We start from the raw sequence: 13,091 nt of genomic DNA, 5'->3' as shown, positions 1-13,091 counted from the left end.
CCACGGGCTCCTGATGGGCGTCCGGAAGTTCGGATATCGGCGGCTGCGGAGCAGGAGTTCGGGTGGCGGTGCTCATGCCTGAGCCTCCTTGACTGCGGTGGCCTTCTGGGCGGGCTTGTCGGTGCTGATGTTCTTCTTGGCCGGTTTGGACCCGGACTTCTTGCGGCGTGCAGCGGAGAACAGGGGGGGCAGTGCAATGAACAACACGATCAATGACTGCACCACCAGCACGATGTCCACATTGGTTCCGGTCATGGTCTGCATGGTCACGGCACCGGCACGGAATCCGCCGTAGAGCAGACCCGCCAGGAAGGTGCCCAGCGGGGTGGAACGGCCCAACAGCGCCACCGTGATGGCATCAAAGCCGAACGACGCCGCCACACCGGCTGACAGGGAACCCTCCGTTCCGGAGATCTGGGCAACGCCTGCCAGCCCCGCCAAGGCGCCTGCCATGACCATGACCACCACAAAACCCTTGGTCACGTTGATACCGGCGGTTCTGGCTGCACGAGGGTTGGAGCCGACCGCGCGGATCTCAAACCCGATGGTGGAGCGATTCAGCATCCACCACATGAACACCGTGGCGGCAACGGCCAGCACAAAACCCCAGTGCAACCGGAACGGAGCACCCAACAGCAACGGGAACTGGGCCGAGTCCGCCACCGGGGGGCTCACGGGGTTGGTGGAGCCTTCACGCAGGAAGTCCGGACGCGTCAACAGGTAGGCCACCAGGTTGGCGGCAATGTAGTTGAGCATGATGGTCAGAATGACCTCATGGGCGCCGGTGCGTGCCTTGAGCAGACCCACGATGCCGCCCCAGATGCCGCCGCCGATGGCACCGGCCAGGATCACCAGCAACAGGTGGATCGGCAGCGGCAAGGACCAGGTGAAACCCACATAGGCGGCCATGGCCGCGCCGATCAGGATCTGACCCTGGGCGCCGATGTTGAACAAGCCCGCGCGGAAGGCGATGGCCACACCCAAACCGGCCAGAATCAACGGCGTGGCCACGGTCAGGGTTTCCGTCAGCGGATAGATCTGACGGGTGAAGGTGTCCGCATTGGGGTTGAACACCGCACCGTAGAACATGGCCTGGTAGGCGGAGGAGGCCGCGTTCCAAGCCGCGGAAAGCAAGTCCGTGGGCCGGCTGAAGAAGTAGCTGGCAGATCGGATCACCCGATCATCGGTGGCGGCAATCAGCACACCACCCAGGAACAGGGCCGCGATGATGGCCAGCACGGGCTGCAGTGCGGAACCAATCCACTTGGGTCCGCTGGTCTCCAGGTCCTCGGCCGCGTTGACGGTGGGAGTGTTGGTGGTGGGTGTGGTCATGCCTGTTCTTCCCAGGGAGTGCTCGGGACGCTCGTGGCGTCGGTGTCAGTGCCGTGGGCCTCAGCTTCAGTGGCACCTGCCATCATCTGACCCAGAACCTCACGCGGTGTGTCTGGGCCCACGATGCCCATGAGGCGTCCCTGGAAGAACACGGCAATGCGGTCGGCCAGGGCATAGACCTCGTCCAACTCGGTGGACACGATGATCACTGGTACCCCGTTGTCCCGTTCGGCCACAATCCGTTGGTGGATGAACTCAATGGATCCCACGTCCACACCGCGGGTGGGCTGGGAGGCAACAAACAACTTCAGAGGTCGGGAGAGCTCCCGGGCAATCACGATCTTCTGCTGATTGCCACCGGACAGTGTTGAGGCAGCCGACTGGGGGGAACCGGTGCGGATGTCGAATTCCTGGATCCGGTGATCGGCATTGCTCGCAATGGCCCTGCGCTTCAGGGATGGCCCGGAGCGGAAGCGGGAGTCCTTGTAGAGATCCAGCACCAGGTTCTCCGCCACGGAGAAGGCACCCACCAGCCCGTCATGGGAGCGGTCCTCGGGCACAAAACCCACCCCGGCGTCCAACACCTGGCGCACCGACCGGCCCACCAGTTCGCGGCCTTCCAGCTGGATGGAGCCCGAGGACTTCCGCAGCCCCAGCAACGCCTCCACGAACTCCACCTGGCCGTTGCCCTGCACACCGGCGATGGCCAGGATCTCTCCTTGGGCCACGGACAGGGAGAGGTCATCCAGCAGGGTCACGCCGTTGTCCCCCACCACGGTGAGGTCACGAACCACCAGGGTTTCCTGGACAACGTGTGCAGGTTCCTTGTCCACGGACAGGGAGACCTCACGGCCCACCATCATGGCCGCAAGCTCTGAGGTGGAGGCCTCCGGGGAGACCGATCCCACCACCTCACCGCGCCGGATGACGGTGATGACATCCGAAACTTCACGGACCTCACGCAGTTTGTGGGAGATGAACACAATGGAGGTGCCATCCGCCTTGAGCTGACGCATGATCGCCAGCAACTCATCCGTTTCCCTGGGCGTGAGCACGGCGGTGGGTTCATCCAGAATCAGCAGCTCGGCATCCCGGACCAACGCCTTGATGATCTCCACGCGCTGCTGCACGCCCACGGGTAGGTCCTCAACCACTGCGTCCGGGTCCACGGCAAACCCGTATTGGTCGGAGATCTCACGGATCTTGCGGCGTGTGGTCTCCAGGTCCAGGCTGGCACCCTTGCGGGATTCGGAGCCCAATGCCACGTTCTCCGCCACGGTGAACACAGGCACCAACATGAAGTGCTGGTGCACCATGCCGATGCCCTGGTCCAAGGCATCGGAGGGGCCAGTGAATTCCACGGGCTGCCCGTTGACCAGGATCTCACCGGAGGTCGGACGGTACAGACCGTAGAGCACATTCATCAGCGTGGACTTGCCCGCGCCGTTTTCACCGAGCAGACAGTGAATCTGTCCCGGTTCCACGGTCAGGGAGACGTCCCGGTTCGCGGCGAAGGACCCGAATTTCTTCGTGATGCCTCGCAGTTCGAGCTTCATGGATCTTTGATTCCTTGTGGCTGCTGCAACGTCCGGGCCGATCGACCGGACGAACATGGATGGTACGCGCCCGCCGTCGCACCGGATGACCGGCGCACACGGCGGGCGCGTACGTGTTTTTCACAGGGGTTGGGCCTGGATCACTCCGGGGAGTTCTCCGACTCCACGGTGATCTCACCGTCAATGATCTGCTGGCGCAGTTCATCCACCTTGTCGGCGGTTTCCTGCCCCACGCGCTCCTCCTGGTCGTGGAACGGGGCAATGCCAACACCCTCGTTCTCCAGGGTTCCCACGTAGGGGGTGCTGTCAAAGTTGCCCTCGGACGCGGTGGTCACCACGTCCTCCACGGAGGTGGACAGTTCCTTGAGCACAGAGGTCAGCTGATATTGCTTCTGGTCATCGGAGAGGGTTTCGTAACCATCGGCGTCAACCCACACAAAGGTGACTTCATCTTCGCGTCCGCCACCGTTGGCCTCGACGACGGCGTCCGGGGTGCCCGTTGCGGCCTGGCCTGCCACCGGCATGATCACGTCAGCGCCTTCGTTGATGAAGTTCTGGGTGGTGGTCTTGGCGGCAGCGGTGTCACTGAACGAGTTGATGAACGTGCCGTTCTGGCCGTCCTTGTCCCAACCGAGCAGCTCGACGTCGTCGTCGTTCTCCTGGTTGTAATAGTCCACGCCGTCGGCAAAGCCGTCCATGAAAACAGTCACGGTGGGGATGTCCATGCCGCCGTAGGTGGCCACGGTGCCGGACTCGGACGCGGAAGCGGCCACGTAACCGGCCAGGAAGGCTGCTTCTGCGGTGTTGTAGGTGATGGGCTTGACGTTGTCCAGGTCAATGGAGTTGTCATCCACGATCGCAAAGTGCATATCCGGGTTGGCCTCAGCAACCTCCTTGGTGGCATCTGCCAGCAGGAAGCCCACGGAGACCGTGAGGTCACAACCGTTCTGCACCATGGAGTTCAAGTTGGGGGTGAAGTCCGTTTCAGCCTGGGACTCGGCCTGTTGAACGTTGATGCCCAGGTTGTCCTCGGCTGCCTTCAGACCCGCGTAAGAGTTCTGGTTGAAGGAGCGGTCCTGGAAGCCGCCCTCGTCGGAGACGATGCAGCCGGTGAAGTCAGAGGCATCCGTGCTGCCGCCGTTGTCATCAGGAGCTTCACCGCAGGCTGCCAGAGCCAGTGCGGAAAGCCCCAGAACGGTGGAGGTCTTCATGGTGCGGGAACGGAAGGTCATGTTTCCTCCGGTGGAGAGTGCCCACGTCCGGTCACAATCATGCCCGGAGGAGTCGAGCAGAGCGCACCGGGGACGCGGGAGCGTTACGGGTGGTGGCGCTTAGTGTACTCGCGAGTATGTCCAGGATGTTGCATAGGACACAAACAGCTTCTGCGCGTGACGGTCACTCGCAATGGCGCGAAGGTCGCCGTGTCTGGATCGGCTGGTGTCCACGGATTTCAGTCCATCGCGGCTGTGATGCGTCGAATGAACTCATTGGCCCAGATCACTGCTTCTTCCACATCCGGTATGACATCAAGGCCATGTGCGGCTTCAACGTAAAGCGTGGCCCATTGGGTACCGGCAGTGATGACTGGTGGCCACGCCTGCTGGCGGCGGTAATCGAAAAGCCGGGCACATGTCGCAGCCACCTGCGCGAGATCGATGTCTTCACTCTCACCGAGGAGCTGGAGGTCGACCAAATCGCGCGCCCGCTCACTCCCCGCACCGGAGACGGCATGAAGTTTCTGCGCGATCTGACGATCGGCTCGCATCACCGCTACGGGCCTAGGCGCTGTGAGCCCCACCTCGGTGAAGAGTTCGATCAGGTCGGCGGAAGGTCGGTACGCAGGTTTGTCGGCGTCCCCGATCTCGTTGTGACCCAGCTCGAAGTTCACTGTGCACCATGGCCTACCGCGATAGTTGAGCTTCACCTCGAAGGGCTGCATCACATACGCCGTGGGCACGGCAGACGGGCGAGGCGCGGCCTTCTGGATCAGCCGCCCGGTGAAGCCCGCCCACCCGGCAGACAGCGACTCCTCGAAGTCGCTGCGAAATGCACTCAGGGGCTGAACTCGTGCGGCGTCGAGATCTCGTGTGAACCGCGTGCCGCGACCGTAGCGAAGTGCCATGGCGCTGCCACCCTTGATCGCACCGTCAGGCAGCATCTGGCCGAGCACCACCAAAGCCATCCCGATCCGGCGACGCAGGGCCAGACCATCGTCACCTTCCAGGTTGCGGATGCGCCGCTCCAGAGAGCGCACACTGGTCGGCGCACCGATGTAACTCATGATTGCAGTCCTCTTCTCACCCGGTGCCGCTCGGCACTGGTCAGCAACCCCTGGCTGTGGGCCTGCTTGGCGGCATCCAGCAGACGCTCAGTCTCGATGCGGCCACGGCACTCGAGGATTGCATCAGCGACCGGCTGCGCCGCCAAACCCTCGTAGAGGGTCGTAGGAGCCTCATCCCTCACCCGAACCAGCTCCATGAACGGCGGCAACCTCGGGCGGGCGCGGCGAGGAACAGCTACTTTGACTCGCCTGGGGTTTACGTCAGCAAGACCGAACAGCGCCAGCACCGACTCGCCGTGAAGGTACGCGCCCTCACCAGCGCGCAGCAACGCCTCAGCGAACTGATCGTACGGCGATGGCGGAATGTCTGGCACACGATAGAGCCCGTACGCCACGCTCTGGAGACCACCACGTGCAGCAAGCTTGGGGAGTTCGACAGTCGGCACCCCAGCCTCAGCCGCCGCCCTCGTCGTGACATACCCGTAGTGATCTAGCGCGATCTCACGCACGACATCCCGGTACTTGACACCAACAGCCATGTCACAACTCTACTGAAAACAGTATAGTTGTGACAACGCTTGCAGGGTATCAGTGGACGCCACTACCCGAAGTCGAGAACTTCGGACGCCGCGTGCTTCAACCCACCAATTTCGCCACGATCCGTTCATTGAACTTCTTGGTGAAAAATTCGATCAACGGCCCGTTGAAGAACGCGGTGATCACGGTGGCAAGCCCCACCGGTCCACCCAAGATCGCGGCGATGATGACCACCACGATGTCCTGGACCCAGCGAACGTAGCGGTAGGCCCAGTTCTTGCGTTCCACCACGATCGGGGCAATGGCGTCATAGGGAGACGTACCCGACCCCGCACAGATGTATGCGCTCACGCCAAAATCGAAGATCACCAGCGCAACGGCCAGGTAAGCCGCCTGCATCAACAGCGTGTCCGCGGCGGGAAGCACAGCGGAGAACAGCGTGCTGAACCCGGAGATCAGGAAGCCCACCAGCACCATGTTGATGATGGTTCCCAACCCGATCATGTGCCGGCCGGTGAAGAACACCACGGCCAACAGCAACAGGTTCACCACCAACTGCACCGGCCCCAGGTCAAAGCCCAGCCGATCAGCCAGGCCTTGGTTCATGGCGGTGAACGGGTCAACACCTACGCCACCAACCAACATCAGTGCTGCACCCGCGCCCAGCAGAATCACACCGAACAAGGCGTAGAGCGGACGAACCACCCGTTCCCGCGTGGTCGGATCCCCGCTCTGATCTGTTTCAGTCATCTGCCGTCACCTTGTGCGTCGTGGACGCGAACCGCCCACGGATCGCGTGCGTACGCCATACGGACGCAGCGGAACCCACAACGTCAGGACTGGCCAGCCAATTCCCTGGCCCGCAGCATCACGGCACGCAACGCGGTGTTGGTCATCACCTGGACCCCGCAGCCGATGGCTTCTTCATCGGCAATGTAATCGGCCTGGTGGAGGTCAAAAGTGCGCCCACCCGGTGTCCGGGTGCCCAGACGCATCATGGAACCGGGCACTTCCTGGAGGTACCAGGCAAAGTCCTCCCCGCCCATGGACTGCTCCACCAATAACACGGCGTCCTCGCCCAGCTCGTCCCGGGCGGCGTTTTCCAGCAGGGTGGTCTCGTCCTCGCCGTTGACCACGGGCGGCACACCCCGAATGTGTTCCACCTCCACGTTGACCTTGTACGGGGAGGCCACCTGGCCCACCACTTCATCCAGCAGCGCCCCGGAGCGATGCCAGGCATCGGCGTCCAGACAACGCATGGTTCCAGCCAGCGTTCCCTGCGACGGGATGGCATTGGGTGCGATGCCTGCGTTGATCTCCCCCCACACCACGGAGACCCCGGAGCGCACATCCACTCGCCGTGACATCACCGCAGGCACGTTGATGGCGATCTGGGCCATGGCGAACACCAGGTCCTGAGTCAGATGCGGACGGGAGGTGTGCCCGCCGTCGCCGGAGACGTGGACCCGAACGGTGTCCGATGCGGAGGTGATGGCACCAATGCGGGTCCCCACGTGCCCCACGTCCACCTTGGGCTCACAGTGCAGGGCGAACATCCGGGGCACACCCTCCAGAACACCTTGTTCGATCACACGCAGGGCGCCGCCGGGCAGCTTTTCCTCGGCCGGCTGGAACAACACCCGAACCCGCCCGGCCAATGGCGAGGAGTGGTTCAGATCGGCCAGCACCTTGGCCACACCCAGCATCACGGTGGTGTGGACGTCATGCCCGCAGGAGTGCGCCACGCCGTCGTTGACAGAGGAGAACGCCAGACCCGTGGCCTCCTGAATGGGCAGCGCATCAATGTCCGCGCGCAGCCCCACGGCAATAGGCCCGTGACCGATGTCCACGTAGCATCCGGTGCCCTTGAGCCGTACCGGGTTCAGGCCCGCCGCTTCCAGCGCCTCCACAATCCGGTCCGTGGTCCGGAACTCCTGGTAGGACAGCTCCGGGTGCTGGTGGATGTCACGCCGGAAACTGATCAGTTCCGGCAGCCAGCGGCTCAGGAACGGGCCGACGGAGGGCACCTGGCCGGCGTCACCGGACCAGGCTCCGGACTCGTGGCGCGGATCGGACATAACGGAAGGCGTGGATTGGGGCATTGCCTCAGAATACGCCGCGACCCGCACCTGCTGGTGCGGGTCGCGTGGTGCTCTCAGCCGAACGAGCGGCTGATCACAGGACGTCGGTGTCCCCGGAGGCCTTCAGCGAGTTCACGGTGTCCTTCACACTCTGCGCGTGCTCGCGCGTGGTCACCAGAAGAGCATCCGGGGTGTCGACGACGACGATGTCCTCCACCCCGATCAAAGCCACCACTCGGCCGGTGTCCGAGACCACGATGCCTGAGGAGTTGTCCACCAGCACACGGGTGTTCTCCCCCAGCACGGCCACGTCATCCGACTCCCCCACATGGTTGAGCCGGGACATGGCAGCAAAGTCTCCGACGTCGTCCCAGTTGAAGGTACCCGGAACCACCGCGACGTCACCGGCTGCAGCAGCGGGCTCGGCCACGGCGTAGTCAATCGCGGTCTTGGGAAGGGTTTCCCACACGCGGGACATGACCTGGTCCTGGCGCACGGTGCCCCAGGCATCGGCGATGGCCTGCAGACCCTTGAACAGCTCGGGCTCATTGGCTTCCAGGTGCTGCAGCATCAAAGCTGCCGGCGCCACGAACATGCCTGCGTTCCACAGGTAGTCACCGCTGGCCACGTAGGCGCGGGCGGTGTCCTCATCCGGCTTCTCCACGAACTGCTCCACACCGCGCACGGAAGGGGCGCCGTCGATCCCCAAGTCCTGACCGGCCTTGATGTAACCGAACCCGGTGGACGGGGAAGCCGGCTGAATGCCGATGGTCACGATCTTGCCGGTGCGGGCCGCATTCACGGCTTCCACCACGGCATCCTGGAACGCACCGGCCGGCTCGATCACGTGGTCGGCGGCGAACGAGCCCACCACGCAGCCGGGGTCGCGACGCTCCAGCAGCATGCAGGCCAACCCGATGGCGGCCGCGGAGTCACGCGGTGAAGGTTCCAGCACCAGGTCCTTGGCGGAGAGTTCCGGCAGTTGCTGGCTGACCGCACCCGCGTGACCGCGGCCGGTCACCACCATCACGGGATCCGTGGTCAACGGAGCCAGACGCTCGTAGGTGGCACGCAGCAAAGATGATCCGGAGCCGGTGAGATCCAGCAGGAACTTGGGCGCATCCGCGCGGGACAGCGGCCACAAGCGGGAACCGACGCCACCGGCGGGAATGAACGGGTGGAAATGCTCAAGAGGTTGGGTCACGCTCGGATCCTAACCCGGCCACCACACCAGGGGCGCGGTGAGCGAGATACTTGTCACATCAACATGACCGCTGCATGACGCTGACACCCTGTCTCCAAGTGGCACTTTGACGCCCGTCAGGCTGGTAAGGTGGCCCCGAGTTCGCTGGAGAATCTTGAGGTGAGCCCCAGGCTCCTCCAAGGGTGCAGCACGCATACACACATCAGAGGCGAGCCCAAGCACCCGCAGGTGATACAGGGAGGTATCAAACGTGGCAGCGACAACCACGGAGACCCAGTCTGGGCCAAAATCCGGCACGCTCTATCGGGGCGAATACGGCATGTGGTCCTGGGTTGCACACCGCATCAGCGGTGTGGGCATTTTCTTCTTCCTTCTGGTCCACGTTGCAGACACCGCCATGGTGCGCGTTGACCCGGAGGCTTACAACGCCGTCATGGAGACGTACAAGAACCCCATCATGGGTCTGGGCGAGGCCGGCCTGGTGGCGGGCATTGTCTACCACGCCTTCAACGGCATCCGAATCATCCTGATCGACTTCTGGTCCTCAGGCGCCAGGCACCAGAAGAAGCTGTTCTGGGGAGTCGTCGTGGCCTGGGTTGTGGTCATGGTGCCCTTCCTGATCCGCCACCTCTACAACATCTTCTTCCACTGATCGCTGAGGGATAACAAGCATGAGCACTCCGCTGAAGCCCCAAATTGCCGTTCCTCGCAGCAACGACCGCATTGTCAACGGCGTCAAGTACAACCGTTCCGGCTCCGGCCGCAGCAAGTTCGAGATGCTGGCCTGGCTCTACATGCGCCTGTCCGGCGTCGTCCTGCTGGTGCTGGTCTTCGGTCACCTGATCGCCAACCTGATGGTCCCTGAAGGCGGCGTCCACGCCATTGACTTCGGGTTCGTGGGCGGCAAGTGGGCCAACCCGTTCTGGCAGGTCTGGGACCTGGCCATGCTGTGGTTGGCCATGCTGCACGGTGCCAACGGCATGCGCACCATCATTGATGACTACGCCGAGCGCGACGGCGCCCGCTTCTGGCTGAAGCTGGCCCTGTTCCTGGCCACCGGGTTCATCATCCTGCTGGGCACCCTGGTCATCTTCACCTTTGAGCCCTGCCCCGCCGGTGCAGACCCCGAGCTGCTGGCTTCCTTCTGCCCGGGCGCCTGAGGCTGCACGCGGCTGAGCACAGCCGCACCACCATGCACGTGACGGATGTCAGTTGATCTCTGGCCCTTGGGCCAGGATCCTCCCGTCTAACTCTCAATAGAAAGACACGTGAAGAATGCAGGTTCACAAATACGATGTGGTCATCGTAGGAGCCGGCGGCGCAGGCATGCGTGCCGCCATTGAATCCGGTCAGCGCGCCAAGACCGCGGTGCTGACCAAGCTCTACCCCACCCGCTCCCACACGGGTGCTGCCCAGGGCGGTATGTGTGCAGCACTGGCCAACGTCGAAGAAGACAGCTGGGAATGGCACACGTTCGACACCATCAAGGGTGGCGACTACCTGGTGGACCAGGACGCCGCTGAGGTCATGGCCAAGGAAGCCATTGAGGCCGTCCTTGACCTGGAGAAGATGGGCCTTCCGTTCAACCGGACCCCCGAAGGTAAGATCGACCAGCGCCGCTTTGGTGGTCACACCCGCGATCACGGCAAGTCCCCCGTGCGCCGCGCCTGCTACGCAGCCGACCGCACGGGCCACATGATTCTGCAGACCCTGTACCAGGCCTGCATCAAGCACAACGTGGAGTTCTACAACGAGTTCTACGTCTTTGACCTGGTCCTGGTGGACACCCCTGAGGGACGCCGCCCGGCCGGTGTGGTCGCCTACGAGCTGGCCACCGGTGAGCTGCACGTATTCCAGGCCAAGTCCGTGGTCTTTGCCACCGGCGGCAACGGCAAGGTCTTCAAGACCACCTCAAACGCCCACACCCTGACCGGCGACGGCATGGCCATCGCCTTCCGCAACGGCCTGCCCCTGGAGGACATGGAGTTCGTCCAGTTCCACCCGACCGGTCTTGCCGGCCTGGGCATCCTGGTTTCGGAGGCCGCCCGCGGTGAGGGTGGCATCCTGCGAAACTCCGACGGCGAGCGGTTCATGGAGCGCTACGCCCCCACCATCAAGGACTTGGCACCGCGTGACATCGTGGCCCGGTCCATGGCCAACGAGGTTCGTGAAGGCCGTGGTTGTGGCCCCAACAAGGACTACGTGCTGCTGGACCTGACCCACCTGGAGCCGGCTCACATTGACGCCAAGCTCCCGGACATCACCGAGTTCGCTCGCACCTACCTGGGTGTGGAGCCGTACACGGAGCCCGTGCCGGTGTTCCCCACCGCGCACTACACCATGGGTGGCATCCCCACGGACATCAAGGGTGAGGTCTTCGAGGACTCAGAGAAGACCATTCCCGGCCTTTACGCCGCCGGTGAGGTGGCCTGTGTGTCCGTGCACGGCTCCAACCGTCTGGGCACCAACTCCCTGCTGGACATCAACGTGTTCGGCAAGCGTGCCGGAATCTACGCCGCTGAGTACTCACAGCAGGCCGAGTTCCTGCCGATTCCCGACGACGCCATGGCCGCCACCGAGGCACTGCTCAACAACGCGCTCTCGGCCGAGGGCTCGGAGAAGGTCGGTGCGATCCGCAAGGACCTTCAGGACACCATGGATCTGAACATGCAGGTGTTCCGCACGGAGGAGTCCATCAACAAGGCTCTCTCAGACATTGCAGCCCTGGAGGAGCGTTACAGCAACATCGCCATCCAGGACCACGGCAAGCGGTACAACCTGGACCTGCTGGAGGCCGTGGAACTGGGCTTCCTGCTGGAGCTGGCCAAGGTCATGTCCGTGGCGGCCCTGCACCGCCAGGAGTCCCGTGGCGGCCACGCCCGTGAGGACTTCCCCAAGCGTGATGACGAGAACTTCATGGTGCACTCGATGGTGTACCACGACCCCACATCGGACACGGCCGGTATCCGTCAGGAAACCAAGCCCGTCATCTTCACCCATTACGAGCCGATGGAGCGTAAGTACTGATGTCCACCGCTACCGCTGAAACGACTCAAAACAACTCCGAGGCCAGGGCCATCCCGTCCTTTGACGTCACCGTCCGGGTGCGTCGCTACAACCCTGAGGTCTCCGAGGACACCCGCTGGGACGAGTTCAAGCTGACCATGTACGGCACGGACCGTGTGCTGGACTGCTTGCACAAGATCAAGTGGGAGATCGACGGATCGTTGTCCTTCCGCCGCTCCTGCGCCCACGGCGTGTGTGGTTCGGATGCCATGCGCATCAACGGCCGCAACCGCTTGGCCTGCAAGGTGCTGCTCAAGGACTTGGACCTGTCCAAGCCTTTGATCATCGAGCCGATCAAGGGCCTGCCCTGTGAGAAGGACCTGATCGTGGACATGGAGCCCTTCTTCCAGTCCTACCGCGAGATCATGCCGTTCCTGGTGAACGTGGACAACGAGCCCGAGCGAGAGCGTTACCAGTCCGCTGAGGACCGTGCCCGCTTTGATGACACCACCAAGTGCATCCTGTGCGCAGCCTGCACCTCCTCCTGCCCCGTGTTCTGGACGGATGGCCAGTACTTTGGTCCGGCAGCGATCGTGAACGCTCACCGCTTCATCTTTGACTCCCGTGACCAGGCCGGTGACATGCGTCTGGAGATCCTCAACGACAAGGAAGGTGTGTGGCGTTGCCGCACCACCTTCAACTGCACCGAGGCCTGCCCGCGTGGCATCGAGATCACCAAGGCCATCGCCGAGGTCAAGAAGGCAGCACTGTCCCGCTCCATGTGAGACGCCGCTGAGATCAGCAGCCAAGGGCCCGAACGCATCTGTGCGTTCGGGCCCTTCGCCTTTTCTCGCCCCCCGGTGCCATCCCAGGTGGACGGTGCCGACGCGCCCTACACGCGGCACGCTTTGCCCTACGCGCTACGCCTTGCGCGCTGCACGCCACACGCCGCACACGTGCTGCACCCACGCGGCGCGGCTGCCGTGTGGGCACATCGGCCCTTGTCGTGGCAGTTTGGGTGACCCGTCAACACTGAGATCCATGTTCACAAGGCGGATTCAACTGGTCGTCGCAACACCTCGATCGGGAGGTGT

12 protein-coding genes are annotated in these 13,091 nt (G+C 63.3%); 4 read left to right on the top strand and 8 right to left on the bottom strand.

Features of this window, described 5'->3' with window-relative positions:
- Positions 1 to 72 precede the first annotated feature (72 nt).
- The 8 genes from L979_RS01815 to L979_RS01780 form a co-directional block, all read right to left on the bottom strand.
- Positions 73 to 1,332: an ABC transporter permease gene (locus L979_RS01815; protein ID WP_052209338.1), complete on the bottom strand. Its 1,260-nt coding sequence runs from the start codon at positions 1,330 to 1,332 to the stop codon at positions 73 to 75.
- Positions 1,329 to 2,888, bottom strand: a complete 1,560-nt coding sequence (locus L979_RS01810) for an ABC transporter ATP-binding protein (protein ID WP_052209337.1) — start codon at positions 2,886 to 2,888, stop codon at positions 1,329 to 1,331. Before L979_RS01810 ends, L979_RS01815 begins: the two co-directional genes overlap by 4 nt.
- A 140-nt stretch (positions 2,889 to 3,028) precedes the next feature.
- Positions 3,029 to 4,120 (bottom strand): BMP family protein, encoded by a 1,092-nt coding sequence (locus tag L979_RS01805; protein ID WP_047688501.1) that lies wholly within the window; start codon positions 4,118 to 4,120, stop codon positions 3,029 to 3,031.
- Between the two features lie 218 nt (positions 4,121 to 4,338).
- On the bottom strand, positions 4,339 to 5,169 hold the full coding sequence (locus tag L979_RS01800) for a nucleotidyl transferase AbiEii/AbiGii toxin family protein (protein WP_047688499.1): 831 nt from the start codon (positions 5,167 to 5,169) through the stop codon (positions 4,339 to 4,341).
- Entirely contained in the window at positions 5,166 to 5,708 is a 543-nt protein-coding gene (locus L979_RS01795; RefSeq protein WP_047688497.1) for a hypothetical protein, read from the bottom strand. The genes L979_RS01800 and L979_RS01795 overlap by 4 nt, the downstream gene beginning before the upstream one ends.
- 97 nt (positions 5,709 to 5,805) lie before the next feature.
- Entirely contained in the window at positions 5,806 to 6,456 is a 651-nt protein-coding gene (locus L979_RS01790; RefSeq protein WP_052209336.1) for a YitT family protein, read from the bottom strand.
- Positions 6,457 to 6,539: 83 nt separating this feature from the next.
- The gene (locus L979_RS01785) at positions 6,540 to 7,784 is read right to left on the bottom strand and encodes an amidohydrolase (RefSeq protein ID WP_047688495.1); all 1,245 of its coding nucleotides are present in this window, start codon (positions 7,782 to 7,784) and stop codon (positions 6,540 to 6,542) included.
- Between the two features lie 97 nt (positions 7,785 to 7,881).
- A complete protein-coding gene (locus L979_RS01780; RefSeq protein WP_047688493.1) occupies positions 7,882 to 8,991 on the bottom strand; it encodes a mannose-1-phosphate guanylyltransferase in 1,110 nt (369 codons plus the stop codon).
- Positions 8,992 to 9,241: 250 nt separating this feature from the next.
- Here L979_RS01780 and sdhC point away from each other — a divergent pair, with 250 nt between their 5' ends.
- From sdhC to L979_RS01760, 4 genes are all read left to right on the top strand, one after another.
- The gene (sdhC, locus tag L979_RS01775; protein WP_255349586.1) at positions 9,242 to 9,643 is read left to right on the top strand and encodes a succinate dehydrogenase, cytochrome b556 subunit; all 402 of its coding nucleotides are present in this window, start codon (positions 9,242 to 9,244) and stop codon (positions 9,641 to 9,643) included.
- 19 nt (positions 9,644 to 9,662) lie between these two features.
- Positions 9,663 to 10,151 carry a succinate dehydrogenase hydrophobic membrane anchor subunit gene (locus tag L979_RS01770; RefSeq protein ID WP_047688491.1) on the top strand — a complete coding sequence of 163 codons (489 nt, stop codon included), beginning with the start codon at positions 9,663 to 9,665 and terminating at the stop codon, positions 10,149 to 10,151.
- A 115-nt stretch (positions 10,152 to 10,266) separates the two neighbouring features.
- Positions 10,267 to 12,018, top strand: coding sequence for a succinate dehydrogenase flavoprotein subunit (gene sdhA / locus L979_RS01765; RefSeq protein WP_047688489.1), 1,752 nt, complete (start codon positions 10,267 to 10,269; stop codon positions 12,016 to 12,018).
- Entirely contained in the window at positions 12,018 to 12,782 is a 765-nt protein-coding gene (locus L979_RS01760) for a succinate dehydrogenase iron-sulfur subunit (RefSeq protein WP_047688486.1), read from the top strand. The genes sdhA and L979_RS01760 overlap by 1 nt, the downstream gene beginning before the upstream one ends.
- Positions 12,783 to 13,091 lie beyond the last annotated feature (309 nt).

It is taken from the genome of Kocuria sp. ZOR0020 (genome assembly GCF_000800955.1).
GTDB lineage: Bacteria > Actinomycetota > Actinomycetes > Actinomycetales > Micrococcaceae > Kocuria > Kocuria subflava.
The sequence above is the reverse complement of the archived record's forward strand: the minus strand, read 5'-3'. Positions and strand labels throughout refer to the sequence as shown.